Below are 19,076 nucleotides of genomic sequence, written 5' to 3' on the forward strand. Positions count from 1 at the left end.
GGGAGTGCGATGCCCCGCGACGACGCCGGCCCCGACTTCATCGAGGCCCTGGCGCGCGGCCTCGACGTGCTGAAGTGCTTCGGCACGCGCCCCGCGCCCCTGTCGCTGACCGAGATAGCGACCGCGACCGGCCTGGCCCGGCCGACGACCCGCCGGATCGTGCTCACGCTCGAACACCTGGGCTACGTCCGGTCCACGCCCGACGGCGTGACCCTCACGCCCCGCGTGCTGGAACTCGGCGTCGCCTACACCCTGTCCACCGGCCTGTGGGAGGTCGCGCGGCCCCACCTGACCGCCCTGGTCGAGCAGACCGACCAGGCCGCTTCCATCGCGCAGCTGGACGGCTCGGACATCCTGTACGTGGCCCGCGTGGAAGCTCCCAAGGTGGTCTCGGTCAACGTCACGGTGGGCACCCGCTTCCCCGCCGCCGGCACCGCGCTCGGCAAGGTCCTGCTCGCCGCCCTGGCCGCCGACGACCTCCGCGCCGCGCTGGCCACGCCCGGCCGCTCGACCGTCCGCCCACGCCGGACCAGGTCCGACGCCGAGCTGGAAGCCGAACTGCGCGAGGTCCGCGCGCGCGGCTGGGCCTCGACCGACGAGGAGGTCGCGCTCGGCGTGCGGGCCGTCGCCGCACCGCTGCGCGACGGGGACGGGCGGATCACGGCGGCGGTCAACATCGCCGCCATCACCGCCGAGGTCGGCCACCGGGAGCTGATCGAGGACCTGCTGCCGCTGCTGCTGCGGACCGCCGGGGCGATCGGCCGCGACTTCGACCTGGTCCACGCCGCTCCGCAACGGGTCGTCCGCCGCGCTCAGCCGGGCGGCTCTCCGCGCCAGGCGGCGCGGAGCAGTTCCGCCACTCCCTCGTAGGTCACCGGCGCGGGGTTCGCGTACGGGTCCCGCAGGGCCTGTTCCGCGATCCGCCCGATGTCCGACTCGGCCATCCCCAGCTCGCGCAGCGACCGCGGCGCGCCGAGCTCCCCGGCGAGGTCCCACAGCCGGCGTGCCGGGTCGCGGGTGCTCCAGGCGCGGGACAGGGCGTCGACCGCGTCGGGGGCGGCGTCCTGGTTGTAGGCCAGCACGTGGGGCAGGACGACGGTGTGCGTCGGGGCGTGCGGGAGGTCGAGCGTGCCGCCCAGCGCGTGGCAGAGCTTGTGGTGCAACGACATCGTCGTGGCACCGAGGCACGCGCCGCACAGCCACGACCCGTACAGCGCGGCCGTGCGGGCTGCGAAGTCACCGACCGCGACGCCCGGCAGCGCCTCGGCCATCGCCCGCGCCCCCTCCTGCGCCATCAGGGAGACGATCGGCGAGCGGTCGGGGGCGTAGAGCGCCTCGACGGCGTGCGCGATCGCGTTGAAGCCACTGGTGATCGACAGCCCGACCGGCAGTCCGACGGTCAGTTCGGGGTCGTAGAGGACGCTGACCGGCAGCACCTTGCGGTCCTTGCCGGTGCGCTTGCGCCCGTTCTCGGTGAGGCCCCACACCGGGGTCATCTCCGAGCCCGCGTAGGTGGTCGGCACCGCGACGACCGGCAGGCCGTGCTCCAGCGCGACCGCCTTGCCCAGCCCGATCGCCGACCCGCCGCCGACCGCGACGCAGCTGTCCGCGCCGAGGTCGGCCGCCCGGTCCCGGGCACGGCGGGCCACCTCGACCGGGACGTGCATCCGCGCTTCGGCGAGCACCCCCGCCGAGTGCGCGCCCAGCGCGCGGGAGATCGCCCGGCCGGTCTCCTCCTGCTCCGGCGAGCACAGGACCAGGGCCCGGCGCAGGCCCAGCACGCCGATCTCCGCGGGCAGTTCCTCGACCACGCCCGCGCCGAAGCGCACCCGCATCGGGGCGGCGTCGTAGGTGAACGGGTGCACGGTCATCGCGCACCGTCCGAGGGGCTCAGCACGACGTCGAAGTGCACGCCGCGGAACGGGTTCGGCAGTCCCTCCGCCGCAGCCCGCTCCGGGTCGTCCACCAGCGGGAACTCGCGCACCAGACTGGGTTTGACGCCGAACACGGCGTCCGAGCCGAGGTACGGGGTGCCCGCGACGAACAGGTGCGTGGTCACCGTGCGGTAGCCGGGCGCGGACACCTCGAAGTGGATGTGCGCCGGGCGGTTGGGGTGCCGGGCGGTCGCCGCCAGCAGTTGTCCGACCGGGCCGTCCGCCGGGATCGGGTAGTGGCGCGGCACGATCGACCGGAACCGGAACCGCCCGTCGCCGTCGGCGGTGAACAGGCCGCGCAGGTTGCGGTGCGGCTGCACGTCGGGCTGCTGCACGTCGTAGAAGCCCTCGTCGTTGGCCTGCCAGACATCTACCTGCGCGCCCGGCACCGGCCGCCCGTCGGCACCGCTCACGCTGCCGGTCACCAGGCACGGCGTGCCCAGCCCGTCCTCGGCGATGGTGGCGCCGAGTTCGCGCCGGGGCGAGGCGACGACGTGGAAAGGGCCCTCCACAGTGGACTCGGTGAGCCCGTCGACGGCCCGGTTGTTGATCGTCTCGACCAGCATCGACACCCCGAGGACGTCGGAGAGCAGGATGAACTCCTGCCGGGTGTCGGTGCAGGTCTGACCGGTCCGGGTGAGGAACCCGATCGCCGCCGCCCACTCCTCCCCGGTCAGCTCGACGTCCTTGACGAAGTCGTGCAGGTGCCGCACCAGCGAGGTGAGCACGTGGCGCAGGCGCGGGTCCGGCGTGCCGGCGAAGCTCGCCGCGACCACCTCCGCCGACCGCTCCTCGCCGAACAGCTCGCTCGCCGGGGGGTCGTCCCGTTCGGGCATGGTCTCGTCCTCCTGGTCCTCTCGGGGTGGGCACGAAAGCCCGGTGGCACCGGCACTTCCCGCCCCGGGCCGCAGGCCCGGCAGGCCGCGCGGCCGAGTGTCGCCGCGACCGGCCGGCCGGGCCAGCGCGGTGTCCGTTCAATGGACGGCCGTCAGGTGCCGCGAACCCGGGTGCCCGGCCGCCACCCGAGCACGCGCGAGATGCCCAGACCGCCGGCGACCAGCGACGGCAGCGCCGCCTGGTGCTTGACCGAGCCGGTGCGCACCACCACCGACAGCGCCGCGACGACCGCACCGTCGCCGTCCACGATCCGGGTCGCGACCGAGTCCGCGCCGGTGGTCAGCTCGCCCCGGACGTTCGCGGTGCCGGTGCGGCGGCACTCGGCGAGCTCGCTGCGCAGGACCGTCGGGTCGACCACCGTCCGAGGCGTGAAGCGGCGCAGGGTGCCCGACAGCACGCCGTCGATCAGGCCGCTCCCGCCGTGGGCCAGCAGGACCTTGCCCACGCCCGAGCAGTGCAACGGCAGCCGGCCGCCGACCTGCGAGACCAGTCCGGGCGCGCGCGGGGCGGAGAGCCGTTCGATGATCACGGCGTCGGTGCCCTCCAGCACGGCGAGCTGCACGTGCTGGCGCAGGGCCGTGTAGAGGTCTTCCATGAACGGCTGGGCGCTGGTGCGCAACGCCTCGGTGAGCGGGGCCAGCGTCCCGAGCTGCCACAGCCGCAGGCCGATCGTGAAGCGGCCGTCGTGGTCACGGCTGAGCGCGCCCGCCTCGGTCAGCTCCACGGCCAGCCGGCGCACGGTGGCGTGCGGCAGGCCGGTTCGGCGCACCAGGTCGGCGAGGCTGAGCGCGGTCTGGTCGGGCTGGAAGGCGAACAACACCTCCAGCAGGCGGGAGCTGACGCTCCGGCCGGGCTCGTTGGTGCGGGGCACGGCACGCCTCCCTGTCCATCGACCGGGTCCTCGAACGGCCCTCGGCGGGCCGTCGGCTGGTCTTCCGAAGACGAGTATGTCCATAGGATGACCCATCCCGCGAGTTCGCCCGGTCCTTCCGCCCACCATGGCGTGGTCACCGGGAAGCCCACGACCGCGAGAGCCGAGGACCGAGATGTCCGGGTCGAACACACCGAGGATCGCGATCCTCGGCGGCGGGATCGGCGGTCTGGCCGCCGCCGCGTTCCTGCGCCGCGCCGGGCTGCGCAGCACCGTCTACGAGCAGGCGCCGGCGCTGGCGGAGGTCGGTGCCGGCCTGGTGGTCGCGCCGAACGCCGCCCGCCTCCTGCGCCGGCTCGGCGTGCTGGAGGAGCTGGCGCGCCGCGCGGTCCGGCTGGACGTCGGCTGGGAGTTCCGGCGCTGGCGGGACGGGGCGGTCCTGTCGGCCGAAGACCTCGCCTCGGCGTGCGAGCGCCTCTACGGCGAGCACACCTACACCGCGCACCGGGCCGACCTGCTGGAGGTCATCAAGAGCGCCGTCGCGCCGGGGACCGTCCGGCTCGGCCGGCGCTGCACGGCGCTGACCGTGCGCGACGGCCGCCCGTCGCTGCGGTTCGCGGACGGCGAGGTGGTGGAGGTCGACGTCGTCATCGGGGCGGACGGCGTGCACTCGGTGGTGCGCGGCGCGATCACCGAACCCCGGCCGCCGGCGTACTCGGGCCTGTGCGCCTTCCGCGCCCTCGTACCCGCGCGGGACGCGCCACCGTTCGCCCTGCGGCCCGCGCAGGCGCTCTGGCTCGGGCCGGGCCGACACCTGGTGCACTACCCGATCTCCGCGGGGAAGTTCGTGAACCTCGTGGCATTCGCGCCTGCCGGCGAGGACTCGGTGGAGTCGTGGACGGCGCGGGCGACGGTCGAGGAGTTCCTGCGCGAGTTCGCCGGGTGGGACCCCAGACTGCTCGACCTCGTGCGGGCGGCGCAGACACCGGGCCGGTGGACGCTGCTCGACCGCGCACCGCTGGCGCGGTGGAGCCGGGGCCCGGTCACGCTGCTCGGTGACGCCGCGCACCCCATGTTCCCGTTCTTCGCCCAGGGGTCCGCGCAGGCGATCGAGGACGCGGCCGTGCTGGCGCGGTGCCTGGCGGAGGACACCGCCGACCCGGTCGCGGCGCTGGCCCGGTACGAGGCACTGCGCCTGTCCCGCACGACCAGGCTCCAGGAGGTGAGCCACGGGCGCTCGCACCTCAACCACCTCCCCGACGGGCCGGAGCAGCGGGCGCGCGACCGGTCCTTCGCCGAAGCCGACCCGCTGGTGGCCAACGGGTGGATCTACCAGTACGACCCCGACCAGCGCACCGCCCCCATGGTCGCTCAGGCCGACAGGCCCTGATCGGAACGGCGTCCTGCCCGAACGTCCTTTGTGGAGCAACAGGGCGTTCATCCATCGGACACCGTGCTGACGGCCCGCCGGCCGTCGCGGACAGTCTGTGCAACCACTCGCGGCACCGTGGCCGCGACAGTTCTCGAGGAGTGCGGAGATGAAGGTATTCGATGTGCGGGACATCCCGACGGGTGTCGACGCCGCGCTCGCGGTCGTGGAGAACCCCCGGCACCGGCACGTGTTGAAGAACTACCGGCGGCACGCGTTGCTGGAGGTGTCCGGGCTGTGGGAGGACATCCTCATCCCGACGATGACCGTCGAGCACCCCCTCTACCGGCTCACCGAGCGCGGCCGGACCCTGGTGTGCGACGGCATGGACGAGGTCCGCGGGCTCTACGCGGACATCGTCGGGCGCGGGGTCAACGTCTTCGGCGCGCTGGAGGAGGAGGTCGCCGTGTCGGACTACGGGATCTTCATCGAGGCGGTCTTCGCCCAGGTGGTGCGCGGCACCGATCCGGCGCTCGCGGACGAGGGCGTCGACCCGGCCGGCGTCTACCAGGTCTCGCACCGGTTCGCCGCCGCCTGGCCGTACCGCGACGGCCGCCTGGTGGGCGAGTTCGTCTACGACGACACCGGCAGTTGGCGGGTGGACGAGGTGCCGCCGTCCGCGCTGCTCACCCCGGCGCAGGCCCGTGCGGCACTGGCCCCCTACCTCGCGCAGAGCCCGCTGTCGGAGATCGAGGAAGGTCTCCGGTTGTTCCGGGACGCGTGAACACCGTGACCCCGGAACCGGTGGACGCGGCCGGCCCGTACGTGGACGTCCACGCGCACTTCTCGATGCCGAGCACGGCGGACGAGCGCACGCGTGCGTGGCAGGCCATGCTGGCGCAGGGCATCTACTTCCGCGAACCGCACGAGTGGTCACCGGAACAAGCTCTGTCCTACATGGACTCCTCCGGCACGGCCGTGCAGTTGCTGAGCAACATCCCGACCAGTCTGCCCGCGCTCCGGGCGTCGAACGACTACGGGGCGTCGCTCGTCGCGGAGCACCCGTCGCGGTTCGGCCTGCTGGCGGCCCTGCCCACCGACGACCCGTCGGCGGCGGTGGCGGAGGCCCGACGCGCCAGGGACGTCCTGGGCGCGGACGGTTTCGCCGTGACGACGAACTACCGCGGCGTCCACCTCGGCGACGACTCCCTTGCCCCGTTGTGGCAGCAGCTCGACGAGTGGGGCTCGGCGGTGTTCGTCCACCCGGACGCGCGCCGACCGCCGACCCTCGACCACCCGGCGCCGCTGTACGAGGTGGCCTTCGACACCGCCCGGACCGTCTTCGACATGGTGTTCCGCCGGACGTTCGCCCGCCACCCCGGCATCACGTTCGTGATCGCGCACTGCGGGGGCGCGTTCCCCGCGCTGACCGGGCGGCTCCGGTTGCTCGGCGACGAATCGTGGGTGCCCCAGGGGATCACCGCGCACGACGTCGACGCGCAGGTCTCCACCCTCTACGTCGACACCGCGGCCACCGCCTTCGCGCCGTCGCTGCTCCCGGCCGTGGCGGCGGTCGGAGCCGACCACATCGTCTACGGCAGCGACTGGGGAGCACCGTGCACGACCCCGGCGACCGCCGAGGCGAACCGGGCGAGCCTCGCGGACTGCGGGGCCCTGTCGCCCGCCCAGGCCGCCGGTGTCCGGGACCGGGCGCTCGACCTGTTCCCCGACGTGGCACGGCGGTCGGGCCGCCCGGCCGGTCGGCCCAACCTGTGAGGAGACCTCCATGTCCACCACCGGGCTCGTCGCGCACGACGCCGACCCCGCCGGCCGACGCCGGCAGAACACCCTCGTCACCATCATGTTCTTCGCGGCCGGGATCGTGTTCCTGGACCGCTTCGGGATCACCTTCCTGTTCCCGCAGATCGGCGCGGAACTCCAGCTGACCAACAGCCAGCTCGGCTCGCTGGTCTCGATCACGGCGATCACCTGGGCGATCTCCAGCCTGATCTTCTCGGTGCTCTCGGACCGGTTCGGCGGCCGGGTCAAGTGGCTGATCGTGACCAGCCTGGTCCTGTTCTCCTGCGCGGTCGCCCTGATCGGGCTGGCCCGCGACTACGAGACGATGCTGCTGTTCCGCGCGGTCATCGGGTTCTGCGAGGGCCCGGCGATCCCGCTGATCCAAGGTGCGGTCGCACGGGCCGCGGCACCCGGCAGGCGCGGCCGCGACCTGGGCGTCGTCATCGCCGGCACGCTGGTCATCGGCAGCGCGCTGGCACCGGGGATCATGATCGGGCTCGCCGCGGCGGCCGGCTGGCGGCCGGCGTTCGCCCTGGTCGCCGTGCCGGGGATCGTGGTGGCGGTCCTGGTGGCGGTGTTCATGCGCGAGGACCGGGCCGCCGAGGGCCCGCACCGGGTGCGGGCCCGCGACTTCCGCCAGGTGCTGACCAACCGCAACGTCCTGCTGGCGCTCGTGGGCACCACCGTGTGCATCGGTTCCAGCATCGGCTTCGGCACGTTCGTGCCGGTGTTCCTCGCCGGCGCGGGCCACTCCCCCGGCACGTCCACGCTCGTGCTCACGGTGTACGGCCTGGTGATCGCGCTGGGCAACGTCGTCGCCCCGGCGGTGTCCGACCGCTTCGGGCGCAGGCCGGCCCTGTTCGCGGCCGCGCTGTGCAGCGGGCTGGTGCCGCTGTTCTTCGTGCTGTTCGTGGATTCGGTGCCGTTGCTGCTGGTGTCGATGGTGGTCGGGCTGATGGCGGGAGGGTCGCTGACGCTGATCGCCTACGTGGTGCCGGGCGAGTCCGTCCCGCCGGAGCTGATGGCCACCGCGTTCGCCCTCCAGATCGCGGTCGGCGAGACGGTGGGCGGAACGCTGGGGCCGCAGATCGGTGGCGCGATCGCCGATGCCACGCACAGCCTGACCAACACCCTGCTGCTCTACGGCGCGGCACCGGTCGTGCTGGCCGTGGTCGCCCTGCTGATCAGGGAGACCGCCCCGCGCCGGGGGTGACTTCCGACGCGGAAAGCAGTCCGCAATGGGCTACAGAGGACCCCCGGTCCGCCCGGTCAGGTGGAACAGGTCGGCCCACTGCGGTGCGGTGAGGCTCTTGGGGAGGGCGGTGGGCAGCAGGCGGTGGTGCCTCGTCCACTGCCGGAGCGCCGGCCGGGAGATGTCCGGGGCCGCGGCGGCGACACCGGGGCGGGGCCGGAACGCCGCCGCCGGGACGCGGCGGACCAGCCGGAAGTCGAACCACGGCCACCACTGCGCCGTCATCAGGGTCGCGCCGCCCACACCGGCCCGGCGGCGCGCCACCTCCTACTGCACCAGCAGCACGGCGTCGGTCCAGGCCCGACCAGCCGGGCCAACCGCGCGGCCCGCCGCCGGTCGACCTCCACGGCGGTCAGCGGCCGGCCCAGCCGGTGCAGCGGCCGGGTCAGCGCGCCGTCGCCCGCGCCGATCTCGACGATCGGACCGCCGGTGGCCGCGACGAGGTCCACGATCGTGCCGATCACGTCGTGGTCGATCAGGAAGTTCTGGCCCAGCTCGCGCCGGCCGGGGTGGGGGGTGCGCACAGGATCTCCGCTGCGTCGAGGTCAGCCGGGCAGCGCACAACGGCGCGCCGGGCACGGACTCGGTGCGGCGGCGGATCTTCGGGGACGCCGAAGCTGCCGGCCACTGCGCCGCAACCGGTTTTCGGGTCCGGACGGCACGTGCCGCCGGTCAGATCCACAGCGAGCCGCCGGCGGACTCGTCGTCGGTGCCCAGCACCGGGTACTCGCACCGGGGTGACAGGCAGTCGACCGCTTCGACCTTGTGGCCGATGAACGCGCCCCGCGTCTCGGGCGCGGCGCGCAACACGACCTTGCCGGCGGTGACCCGGCCCAGGTCGTAGAGCGCGGAGTCGAACGGGCCGTCGTCGCCCGGGTCCGCGGCGGAGGAGGCCAGGACCACGCCGGCCCCGGTGATGTGGATGTCGGAGATGTGCCGGACGTGCTCGACCGGGAACGGCACCCGGACCGTCGCCGCCGCGGTCGGCCCGAAGGTGAGGCCCGCCAGGTCCAGCGGGGCGGAGTACAGCGTCGCGGGACGCTCGTCCTGGCCCCGGTCCGCCCAGAGCGCCACGAACCCGGAGCCGCTGCGGGTCAGCGCGAAGCTCTCGTAGTTGTCGCCGGCCTGCCCGGCCGGCAGGTGGAACGTCCGCAGCACGGTCGCCCGCAGGTCGCGGACCCGCAGGTGGAACCCGTTGCCGAGGCTGTCCACCGCGAGGAACTCGTCACCGGCCCCCGACGGGTACTGCTCGATCGCCTCCAGGTCGACCGGCTCCGGGCCGTCCCACCGCACCGGCCGCACCGCGACCACCCGCCCCCGGCGCAGCTCCGCCCGCGCCAGCCGGTTCTCGCCGGGGTTCTTGTTGTCCCGCACCACGAGCGCCGAGAACGCGCCGGGCACCACCCCGGTCACCGCCACGCCGCTGACCCCCGCCGTGATCCCCTCGCCGATCCGCTGCCAGCCGATCCCCGACGGGGGCTGGGCCGACGCCCCGCCGACCAGGGCCGCACACGTCGCCACAACGGTGGCCAACCCGACAACGATCCGGACAGGGTGCATCGCACAACCTCCACAGCCGACTGGGAACGCTCGGCGGGTCCGGTGCGCCCACCGCCGTAGATCGTCACCCACAGCGGCGGGGTCGTTGGCGCGAAAGGAACTTCGTCAGCCGTCCAGGGTCCGGATTCACCGCTACCGGTGACAGTGGCGAACCGACAGTGGCGAACCGATCGTGGCGAACCGATCGTGGCGAACCGATCGTGGCGAAGTCCCGCCCGGTCAGCCGGCGGGGCTCTTCAGGGGGTTGCCCCGCAGCACGCCGCCCTTCGGCGCGTCGTCCTTCGGCTCATCGAACGCGTTGCTCTTGAGGGCTTCGAGGTAGCGGTCCATGAGGTGGTCGCGGACGCCGTCGCTCGCCGGGGCGAACGCGTCCGCGGTCAGGCCCTTGGCCCGGTCGGCGACACCGCCGAGCGTCGACATCTCCTCGCGGATCTTCCCGCCGGAGTCGATGTAGTGCAGGGTCTCGACGTGGTGGAACGCGGGCTCGGGCGGCACCTGCGGGACGATGTCGTTGTTGTTGACGAACCGGTGCGTGCGGTCCCGGAAAGCCTCGTCGTGCGCCTTGGCCAGCACCCGGTCGCACACGCGGGGCTGGCCGAAGGTGTAGACGCCGTCCGGCAGCAGCCTGGGTTCCTCGAAGTGCAGCCGCATCCCGGCGAGCGCGGCGAGCGCCCCGCCCAGGCTGTGCCCGGTGAACCAGATGGTCTGGTCGTTGTCGCGCAACTCGGTGATGGCGTCACGGACCTGCGGGTAGATCGACTGGAGCGCCTCGCCGAACCCGTAGTGCACGAACCCGTGCCCGTCCGGTCCCGGCCACGGCGGCGTCGTGGTGTCGGAGAGCCAGTCCTTGATCTGCGCGGGCTCGGTGCCCCGGAACGCCGTGACGATCATCCGGTCGCTGGCCGCCGTGTACGCCTGGGTGTCCTGGAGCGGGAACGGTGGGCGGAAGGTCGTCTCGTGGTGCCGCACCCGGTCGAAGCCCCAGTCGTGCGCGGTCTGCTCGACGGTCTCGGGCGGCTGGTAGGCGAGCTTGGCGGCCTCGGCCAGCCAGTAGGCGTGGGGCAGGCCGTACGCGGTGGCGGCGTGGTCGAATGCTTGGACCGACATCGTGGGTCTCCTCACGGTTCCGACAGCAGGAGTCCCGACCCGTTCTAGCCGCCCCGGCGCCGGCCTGCTCCGCCGAACCGATCACACCACCCGCCCGTGCCCGCCCGGTTCACCCGCACGTGGCACGGCCCAGGAGTAGACCCGCCGCCACGAGCAGACCCCGTGCGTGCACGCTTGTCCCGGAGTGCCCGGTCGCCGCGCGGCGACCGGGCACCGCCGTCACACGTCGACCGACACGACGTGGTGGCCCCACGGCGGGAGGTCGACGTAGAGGCCGTCGGTGGACAGGGCCTGGCCGTCGCGGTGGAAGGTGTCGTCGCGCAGCAGTTCCCGGAACACCGGGGTCGTGTCGGCGAGATCGGTCCACGGCAGGACCACCCGGCCCTGGGACGCGACCGGCGAGAGGTTGACCACGACCAGCGTGCGCGCGTCCGGGGCGGTCCACGACCAGGCCAGCAGGTTGTCGCGGGTCCGGTTGTCCGGCCAGCCCCGGAGGTCCAGAAGCTGCCAGGTGCCCCGGCGGACCTCGTTCGCGACGCCCACCAGCCGGTGGTGCCACGCCGCCAGCCCGGTGTCGTCGGGTTCGTCCGGGGCGCGGTCGAGGAACACCGGGACCCGAGTGCGCCGGCCCTCGAACTGGCCTTCGTGCCACAGCGTCCCGCCGGGCAGGGTGGCCAGGACGACCGCCGTCGCCGGCACGGCCTCGCGCGGCAGCCGGGACGCCGCGCGCGGTTCGTCGTGGTTCTCCAGGAACCTCAGCAGCCGGGACTGGTAGACCGGGTCGGCGCGCAGGTGGTCACGCACCCCGTTCGGGTCGAGCCCGGTGACGCGGTCGTAGAGGCGCTTGTCGTAGCAGAGGTCGAAACCCTGCTGCTGGAGCGTCCACTCCAGGTCCCAGTACGCCTCGGCGATCAGCAGCGTGTCCGGGTGGCGGGTGCGCAGCTCGCCGAGCACCTCCGGCCAGAACTCCGTCTCCGGCGGCGGTCCGGTGCGCCCGCGCCACGTCCGCGCGAACACGTCGTTGGTGGGCAACATCGCCATGTCGCACCGGATCGCGTCGCAGTGGCCGGCGATGTCGGACAGCGTCCGCACGGTCGCGGCGCGCATGGCCGGCGAGAAGGCGTCGAGCTGCACCACGTCCGGCCACGGCGGGAAGTACGGGTCGCGGCCCCGCGCCAGGACCCGGCCGCCCACCGCGAGCCACGCCTCCGGGTCGTCCACCAGGTCCCGGTGGCTGCCCCGCACGAACAGCTCCGGCGACTCGGTGACCCACGGGTGGTCCGGCGCGACGTGGTTGGGCACGTAGTCCAGCACCAGCAACGCACCCCGGCGGGCCAGCGCCGCGCGCGCCTTCCACAGCCCCGAACGCCCGCCGAACCGCTCGTCCACCTCGTACCGCCGCACGCAGTACGGCGACCCGATCACGTCGTCGTCCCGCAGGTCCGGCAACGCCCGCCGGAACGACTGGCGCGTGCCCGCGTCCACCAGGGCGAGCCCGGCGGCGCTGCGCTCCCACACGCCCATCAGCCACACCGCGTCGATGCCCGGCCGCACCACGGCGTCCCACGCCTCGTCCGGCACGTCGCCGAGCGTCACCGGCCGGCCGAGGCCGCGGGAGAGGCCACCGAGCCACACCGCGGTGTTCACCTCGTGCACCACGGGCTGCGTCGGGGCGCTCATCGGCGCGCTCCGCGGAACAGCAGCGGCAGCAACGCCACCGTCCCGGTCCACCCGGTCTGGTGGCTCGCGCCGAGCCCGGCCCCGTTGTCGCCGTGGAAGTACTCGTGGAACAGCACCAGGTCCCGCCAGTGCGGGTCGTCGCGCAGCCGGCGGTCGCCGCCGTGCGCGGGCCGGCCTTCGGCACCGGGCAGGAACAGCCGGACGAGCCGGGCGGAGATCTCCTCGGCCACCTCGCGCAGCGTCAGCCACCGGTCCGAGCCGGTGGGGCACTCCACCCGGAACTCGTCGCCGAAGTGCTCGTGCAGGTTCAGCAAGCCGCGCACCACCATCAGGTTGAGCGGGAACCAGACCGGTCCCCGCCAGTTGGAGTTGCCGCCGAACATGCCGTTGTCGGACTCGGCGGGCAGGTAGGCCACCCGGTGCTCCTGACCGTCCACGGTGAACACGTACGGGTGCTCGCGGTGCCACCGGGACAGTGACCGGATGCCGTGCGGGCTCAGGAACTCCTCCTCGTCGAGCATCCGGGCGAGGATGCGCCGCAGCCGCTCCTCGTCGAACAGCGCGAACAGGACCGGACCGGTGCCGTGCGCCTGCTCGCCGTGCCGCCACAGCGCGGCGGTCACCGCCGGGTGCCGGTCGAGGAACTCCACCGTGCCGCGCACGAGTTCGGGGTGCCGCTCGCGCACCGAGCCGTCCACGACGGTCGCCGCGGCCAGCGGCACGAGCCCCACCGCGGACCGCACCTTCAACGGGACGGAACTGCCGTCCGGGCGGCGCAGGACGTCGTAGAAGAACCCGTCCTCCTCGTCCCACAAGCCGACGCCGTCCGGCCCGACGTGCCGGGTGGCCGCCGCGATCCACGCGAAGTTCTCCAGCAGCGACTGCGCCTGGTCGACGTAGGCCGGGTCGTCGCGGGCCAGTTCCAGCGCCATCCTGGTCAGGCTCTGGCAGAACAGCGCCATCCACGCCGTGCCGTCGGCCTGGTCGAGGTGGCCCCCGGTCGGCAGCGGCGCGCTGCGGTCGAACACGCCGATGTTGTCCAGCCCGAGGAACCCGCCCTGGAACACGTTGCGGCCGTCGACGTCCTTGCGGTTGAGCCACCAGTCGAACTCGCGCAGCAGCCGGGGGAAGACCCGCGCGAGGAACGCCCGGTCACCCTCGCCGCGGGTGGCTTTCTCGTACTCGTACAGGAACAGCGCGGCCCACGCGTGCAGCGGCGGGTTGGCGTCGCCGAAGTTCCACTCGTAGGCCGGGACCTGGCCGTTGGGGTGCTGGTAGCGCCGGTCCAGCAGGAGTTCGACCTGGTGCTTGGCGGTCGCCGGGTCCACCACCGCCAGCGCCACCGCGTGGAACGCCAGGTCCCACGCGGCGAACCACGGGTACTCCCACTTGTCCGGCATCGAGATGACGTCCTCGGCGACCAGGTGCCGCCAGTCGTGGTCGGCCGACGACGAACGGGCCAACGGGTCCGCGCCCCGCTCGGTGAGCCACCGCTCGACGTCGAAGGCGTAGTACTGCCGGGACCACAGCATCCCGGCCAACGCCTTGCGCGCCACCGACCGCTCGTCGTCGGACAGGTCGCCCGCGAGCACGTCGGCGTAGAACTCGTCGGCCTCGGCGATCCGGCCGGCGATCACCTGGTCGAAGTCCGCGAACGGGTCCGCGCCCTGCCGGCCCGCGCTCTTCCGGTCGGGGTCGGTCTGGCCCGCGTTATTGCGGTCGGGGTCGGTCTGGTCGGTGTCGGTCTGGTCGGTGAGCCGGACGCGGACGGTCGCGCTGCCGCCGGCCGGGACGTCCAGCACGCAGACCGCCGCGGCCTTGGTGCCGATACCGCTCGGGTCGACGGCCGACATGTCCCCGTGCACCACGGCGCGGTGGATGCCGTCCTTGACGTACGGGGTCTCGTTGGGCGAGCCGAAGACCCGTTCGTCGTCGGTCTCGTTGCCGGTGACCAGGAGCGCGGCCGGCGGGTCGACGGACAGCAGCCGGGTGCCGAGGCCGCCGCCCTCCGCCCGCACGGTCCCGTCCGCGGCGACCAGCACCGGTCGTTCCGACTCCCCGGCCCACGACCAGGTGTGGCGGAACCACAGCGTGGGCAGGACGTGCAGGCGTGCGGCGTCCGGCCCCCGGTTGTGGGCGGTGACGCGCATCAGCACGTCGTCGGGGCCTGCTTTGGCGTACTCCACGACGACGTCGAAGTAGCGGTCGTCGTCGAAGATCCCCGTGTCGGTCAGCTCGTACTCGAACTCGGTCCGGTCGCGCGCGGCGTTGACCGAGACCAGTTCCTCGTAGGGGAACTCCCGTTGTGGGTACTTGTAGAGCATCTTGAGGTAGGACGCGGTGGGCGTCGCATCGAGGTGGAAGTAGCACTCCTTCACGTCCTCGCCGTGGTTGCCCTCGGAGTTCGTCAGGCCGAAAAGCCGCTCCTTGAGGAACGGGTCCGCACCGTTCCACAGCGCGAGCGCCAGGCACAGCCGCTGTCGGTCGTCGCTGACGCCCGCCAGCCCGTCCTCGCCCCACCGGTAGGCGCGGTAGCGGGCCTGGTCGTGGGTGAACGACGACCATGCGTCGGCTGCGCTGCCGCCCTCGCGCACGGTCCCCCACTGCCGGTCGGAAAGGTAAGGGCCCCAACGACGCCACGGCACGCCGGCATCCGCTTCCTCCAGCCGACGCCGCTCCGCCTTGACGCGCTTGCGCTTCGCCGCCCCGCTCACCGGTCACCGGTCATCTCGTTGCCGTGCACCACAACGGCCCAGACGACGACCACGCACAGCGTGATCACGATGGTCGACCACCACGGCTGGACCGATACGAAACCCAGTTGCACCACCGCGTTCACCGCGGCGAACAGCACCGCGACCACGCGCGCCCACGCCGCCCCGGTCCACAGCCCGGCCCCGGCGAACGCGACCAGCAGGCCGACCACCAGGTGCGTCCACCCCCAGCCGGTGAGGTCGAGCACCAGCGTGCTCTCCGGCCCGACGACGTAGTACTGGTCGTCCAGCAACGCGACCAGGCCCTCGATCACGGTGAACGACCCGATGACGAGCATCATGATGCCCGCGAACCCGATCCACCCCAGCCACGGGCCGGATTTCGGCCGTACTCCCGCCCACGCGGTGCGCTGCGTCTCCTGCGCCATGTCCGCTCCCTCCAGTCGATGGACCACGTGTCCACCGTGGTGGGTGCACCACGCCCTCTCCTCGCCCGTCGCGGACGAATTCGCCCCGGGACCGGACCGCCGGCCCCGGCTCGGCCCGAACTCGCGCCCGCGCCGTCGCCGTTGTGTCGCATCGGGCGGCACCAGGCCGGCCGAGAACCGGGGCGTGCTTCACCCGGTGCGGGCGACCGCTACCGGCGGCCGGTCACTGCGCGCGCCCGGCCGGCTCGCCGGCTGAAGTTTCGCTTTGCAGCGTCCGGATTTCCGCGCGCACGGCCCTGATCTCCTCCAGGAGCGCCGCCGAGGTCACCGCGTCCGACTCCGCCCGAGGTGCCGGGACCTGGGGGCGCGTCAGTTCGCTCACTTCCGACTCCATCGCGCTGCACACCACGGCGATGAACAGGTTGAGCATGGTGAAGGTGCCGACGAGCAGGTAGCAGAGGAAGAAGATCCACGCGAGCGGGTACTCGGTCATCACCTCGCGCATCACGTCCGACCAGCCGTCGCCGGTGGTGATCTGCACCAGCGTGAGCACCGTGGTGCCGAGGTCGCCGAACGCGGGACTGCGCTCGCCGAACAGGGTCGTCGCCATCACGCCGCCGACGTAGAGCAGCAGCGACAGCAGGCCGGCGAGGGCCACTATGCCGGGCACCGCGTTGACCAGCGCGCTGATCACCCGTCGCATGCTCGGCACCATCGACACCAACCGCAGCGCGCGCAGGATCCGCAACGAGCGCAGCACCGCCATCGACTGGCCGAACGGCAACAGCGACACGCCGACGATCACGAAGTCGAACCAGTTCCACGAACTGCGGAAGAACCGCGCACCGTGCGCGTAGATCCGGGCCGCCAGCTCCACCGTGAACACCGCCAGAGCGGTCTGGTCGATCAGGTCCAGCAGGCCACCGAACCTGCCGACCACGCTGTCCGAGGTCTGCAGGCCCAGAACCACCGCGTTGACGACGATGACGGCGATGATCGCCTGCTGAAAGCTCTCGTTGTCCACGATCGCGCGGACACGGCTGCGGAATCCCATTGCCTCTCCTGTAACACGTGCTGCATCGGGTACGACGGACCGGCGTGCGCGTTCACGAGCGCCGCGCCGCGGCCAAGGCCGACGCCGTGACGACCATGACGGCCATCCCGGCGGCGACGGCGACCAACGCGATCGCGGGCTTGTCGGCGGGCGGGGCGTCGCGCACGGCGTAGACCTGTTCTCGCGCAACGGGTTCGGCCGGCAGCCGCTGCGCGGGCGGTGCCGACGCGGGCTCTCGCACCGCCGGCGTCTCCCGCCCGGGTGCCGGCCGCACCGCCACCCGGACCGGTGTGGACGCGGACCGGCGCACCTCTTGCGGCGTCACTCCGGTGATCCGAGGCGCGCCGACTGCGGTCAGGTCGGTGATCAGGCTTTGCTCCAGCACGACGTCGCACGTGTAGGTCACGGCCTCGCCCGCCGCCAGTTCGCCGATCGGCCGGCGGCAGGCGGCGGGTTCCCCCTCCACGGCCACGTCGTGGAACGCGACCCGGCTCGGGTTGCCGACCCGCACGGTGATCGCGACGGGCTCGCCGACGCCGACGGTGTCCGCCGACCACACCGCGGACACCGTCAGCAGCGGGTGCACCACCGAGAAGTCGGCGGTCGCCGAGGCCGTGGCCGCGAGACCCAGCCCGTCCGAAGCGGTGACCGTCACGGTGTCGGTCACGGGGTCGGTCACGGGGTCGGTCCCGGCGGCGGCCCCGGGCTCGACCCGGCAGGTGAAGGTGGCGGTCCGCCCCGGCTCGACGGTGCCGGCGTCGGCCCGGTCGCACGGGTCCAGCACGTCGTGGTCGATCCGCAGCCCCGACAGCGGGGTGTCGCCGGTGTTCTCCACGCGCACGTCGAGGGCGACCTGGTGGTCTTCTACGACGGTGTCGGGATCGAAGCTCTGGGAGACCCGCAGCGCCGGGCGCAGCACCTCGACCGGGGCGGCGGCGGTGGTGGCCAGCCGGTCGCCGGCCAGGCTGCTGCCGGTGACCTCGACGGTGACCCGGTGGTCGTCCGACCCCACCCGGGTCCGGCAGGTGGTGGTCGCCGACGCGCCGCCCGCCAGCTCGTCGGGCAGCGGGCCGCAGTCCGACCCGCCGATCCGCGCCGCCAGGTCGCGGGCGGGCGCTTCACCGGTGTTGGCGACCCGGACGGTGTGGTCCACGCTCTCGCCGGCGTGCGCGGCCGGCCTGTCGGGGCTGATCGTGGCGGCGAGTTCGGGCAGCGGCATCGAGACGGCCAGGCCCTGCAACAGGTAGGCGTCCGCGCGGGTGACCAGGTCGACCACCGTGGCCGAACCGCTCGGCGCGGGCACCTGCACGACCTTCGCGTCCACGCTCAGGTTGTTGACCGGGTGGGGGTCGCCCTGCGCGTAGCCGGCGAAGAAGTTCTCCGCCCCGCCGGCCGGGTCCGCCTGGGGCTGTCCGCCGACCAGCACCAGGTCGCCGGCCTGCGCCCAGTCCCCTTCGTAGGCGGTCACGCCGATCCGGGCGCGACCGCCGGTCGGGCGCGGCGCGTCGAGCCGGACGGTCACCCGCTGCGGCTTCGACAGCACGCGGACGTGCCCGCCGTGCAGCGTCACGTGCCGGGGCGCGGGTGCCTGCTGGTGCGCCCGGTCGAACGACCAGACCACCGTGAGCGTCCACCCGGCGAAGCAGTCCCGGCCCTGCGGCGTCCAGATGTTCCCGACCGTCACCGGGATCGGCCGGCCGGTCGCCACCGCGCGGAACTCGGCGGTGACGTCCGCCTGCGCGCTGTAGAACTGCTGGTCGTCGCGCCCCAGCGAGCCGAGGCCGTCACTGGCGTAGGTGAACCGGCCGGGGCCGAGCACCGCCTTCGTCCCGGCCACCGCCAGGACCGGGGCCTGGCCCGCGGCCGTGCCGGGCGGCTGTTCGCCGCCCCGGCCGCACGGCGCGGTCGGGGACGCGCCGGTCGTGCCGGCCCAGCCGAGCTTGGCGTAGGCGACCGACGCGCCCGCCGGGACCTCCAGTGACGCGGTGGACGAGTTGTAGGTCGCCGGGTCGTCGTCCTCGTCGGTCCACGTCATCCAGTGGCCGTTGTTCTGCGCCGAGACGCCGGTCCCGCGTCGGGTCTGCGCCTCGCGGCACAGGCGCGCCGGGAACTGGGCCTCGTGCCGGTCGTCGTCGGGAGGACAGCCCAGCACCGCGTTGCCGATCACCGCCACGTCGCCGTGCACGGTCCGGTCGAAGTCCACCGGCAGCGCCTGCCGCGGCGGGTTCTCGGCGGCGCCGACCGGCGTGGCGATCCACAGCACCAACGCGGACGCCGACAGGCACCACAGTCGTCCGGCCCGCATGCGTCTCCTGATCTCGTCCAACGGCCGGCACACTGAAGCACATTCGGCCCGCCGGCGTCGGCGGTCCGCCAGGCGGTGGCGGCGGGCCGTGCGCTACCACGCCCA

At 73.4% G+C, this 19,076-nt stretch carries 15 protein-coding genes and 1 pseudogene; 5 read left to right on the forward strand and 11 right to left on the reverse strand.

Annotated elements, in window-relative coordinates; genetic code table 11:
* The first annotated feature begins 9 nt into the window (after nucleotides 1-9).
* Nucleotides 10-870, forward strand: a complete 861-nt coding sequence (locus BN6_RS22665) for an IclR family transcriptional regulator domain-containing protein (RefSeq protein ID WP_015102074.1) — start codon at nucleotides 10-12, stop codon at nucleotides 868-870.
* Here the strand turns inward: BN6_RS22665 and BN6_RS22670 are convergent.
* The 3 genes from BN6_RS22670 to BN6_RS22680 form a co-directional block, all read right to left on the reverse strand.
* On the reverse strand, nucleotides 813-1,871 hold the full coding sequence (locus BN6_RS22670) for a maleylacetate reductase (RefSeq protein WP_015102075.1): 1,059 nt from the start codon (nucleotides 1,869-1,871) through the stop codon (nucleotides 813-815). The two genes, BN6_RS22665 and BN6_RS22670, sit on opposite strands and share 58 nt — an antisense overlap.
* Complete coding sequence (locus BN6_RS22675; protein ID WP_015102076.1) at nucleotides 1,868-2,770, reverse strand: intradiol ring-cleavage dioxygenase; 903 nt, start codon at nucleotides 2,768-2,770, stop codon at nucleotides 1,868-1,870. Before BN6_RS22675 ends, BN6_RS22670 begins: the two co-directional genes overlap by 4 nt.
* 152 nt (nucleotides 2,771-2,922) lie before the next feature.
* Nucleotides 2,923-3,702: an IclR family transcriptional regulator gene (locus BN6_RS22680; RefSeq protein WP_041313672.1), complete on the reverse strand. Its 780-nt coding sequence runs from the start codon at nucleotides 3,700-3,702 to the stop codon at nucleotides 2,923-2,925.
* A gap of 175 nt (nucleotides 3,703-3,877) precedes the next feature.
* Here BN6_RS22680 and BN6_RS22685 point away from each other — a divergent pair, with 175 nt between their 5' ends.
* From BN6_RS22685 to BN6_RS22700, 4 genes are all read left to right on the forward strand, one after another.
* Nucleotides 3,878-5,092, forward strand: coding sequence for an FAD-dependent monooxygenase (locus BN6_RS22685; RefSeq protein ID WP_015102078.1), 1,215 nt, complete (start codon nucleotides 3,878-3,880; stop codon nucleotides 5,090-5,092).
* Nucleotides 5,093-5,240: 148 nt separating this feature from the next.
* A complete protein-coding gene (locus BN6_RS22690) occupies nucleotides 5,241-5,855 on the forward strand; it encodes a hypothetical protein (protein WP_015102079.1) in 615 nt (204 codons plus the stop codon).
* Entirely contained in the window at nucleotides 5,852-6,847 is a 996-nt protein-coding gene (locus BN6_RS22695; RefSeq protein ID WP_015102080.1) for an amidohydrolase family protein, read from the forward strand. The genes BN6_RS22690 and BN6_RS22695 overlap by 4 nt, the downstream gene beginning before the upstream one ends.
* 10 nt (nucleotides 6,848-6,857) lie before the next feature.
* Nucleotides 6,858-8,084 (forward strand): MFS transporter, encoded by a 1,227-nt coding sequence (locus BN6_RS22700; protein WP_015102081.1) that lies wholly within the window; start codon nucleotides 6,858-6,860, stop codon nucleotides 8,082-8,084.
* Nucleotides 8,085-8,114: 30 nt separating this feature from the next.
* Here the strand turns inward: BN6_RS22700 and BN6_RS43010 are convergent.
* The 8 genes and pseudogenes from BN6_RS43010 to BN6_RS22740 form a co-directional block, all read right to left on the reverse strand.
* Nucleotides 8,115-8,647 (reverse strand): annotated as a pseudogene (locus BN6_RS43010) (rRNA adenine N-6-methyltransferase family protein).
* A 148-nt stretch (nucleotides 8,648-8,795) separates the two neighbouring features.
* The gene (locus BN6_RS22710) at nucleotides 8,796-9,656 is read right to left on the reverse strand and encodes a hypothetical protein (RefSeq protein ID WP_063641825.1); all 861 of its coding nucleotides are present in this window, start codon (nucleotides 9,654-9,656) and stop codon (nucleotides 8,796-8,798) included.
* Between the two features lie 246 nt (nucleotides 9,657-9,902).
* Entirely contained in the window at nucleotides 9,903-10,790 is an 888-nt protein-coding gene (locus BN6_RS22715) for a lipase family protein (protein ID WP_015102085.1), read from the reverse strand.
* Between the two features lie 219 nt (nucleotides 10,791-11,009).
* Nucleotides 11,010-12,470, reverse strand: coding sequence for an alpha-amylase family glycosyl hydrolase (locus BN6_RS22720; protein WP_015102086.1), 1,461 nt, complete (start codon nucleotides 12,468-12,470; stop codon nucleotides 11,010-11,012).
* Nucleotides 12,467-15,184, reverse strand: a complete 2,718-nt coding sequence (locus BN6_RS22725; RefSeq protein WP_015102087.1) for an MGH1-like glycoside hydrolase domain-containing protein — start codon at nucleotides 15,182-15,184, stop codon at nucleotides 12,467-12,469. The genes BN6_RS22720 and BN6_RS22725 overlap by 4 nt, the downstream gene beginning before the upstream one ends.
* Complete coding sequence (locus BN6_RS22730) at nucleotides 15,181-15,612, reverse strand: DUF7144 family membrane protein (protein ID WP_015102088.1); 432 nt, start codon at nucleotides 15,610-15,612, stop codon at nucleotides 15,181-15,183. The genes BN6_RS22725 and BN6_RS22730 overlap by 4 nt, the downstream gene beginning before the upstream one ends.
* Before the next feature lie 223 nt (nucleotides 15,613-15,835).
* Nucleotides 15,836-16,666 (reverse strand): ion transporter, encoded by an 831-nt coding sequence (locus BN6_RS22735; RefSeq protein ID WP_015102089.1) that lies wholly within the window; start codon nucleotides 16,664-16,666, stop codon nucleotides 15,836-15,838.
* 52 nt (nucleotides 16,667-16,718) lie between these two features.
* Complete coding sequence (locus BN6_RS22740) at nucleotides 16,719-18,971, reverse strand: COG1361 family protein (protein WP_015102090.1); 2,253 nt, start codon at nucleotides 18,969-18,971, stop codon at nucleotides 16,719-16,721.
* Nucleotides 18,972-19,076 lie beyond the last annotated feature (105 nt).

This window comes from Saccharothrix espanaensis DSM 44229, assembly GCF_000328705.1.
In the GTDB taxonomy this organism is placed as follows: domain Bacteria; phylum Actinomycetota; class Actinomycetes; order Mycobacteriales; family Pseudonocardiaceae; genus Actinosynnema; species Actinosynnema espanaense.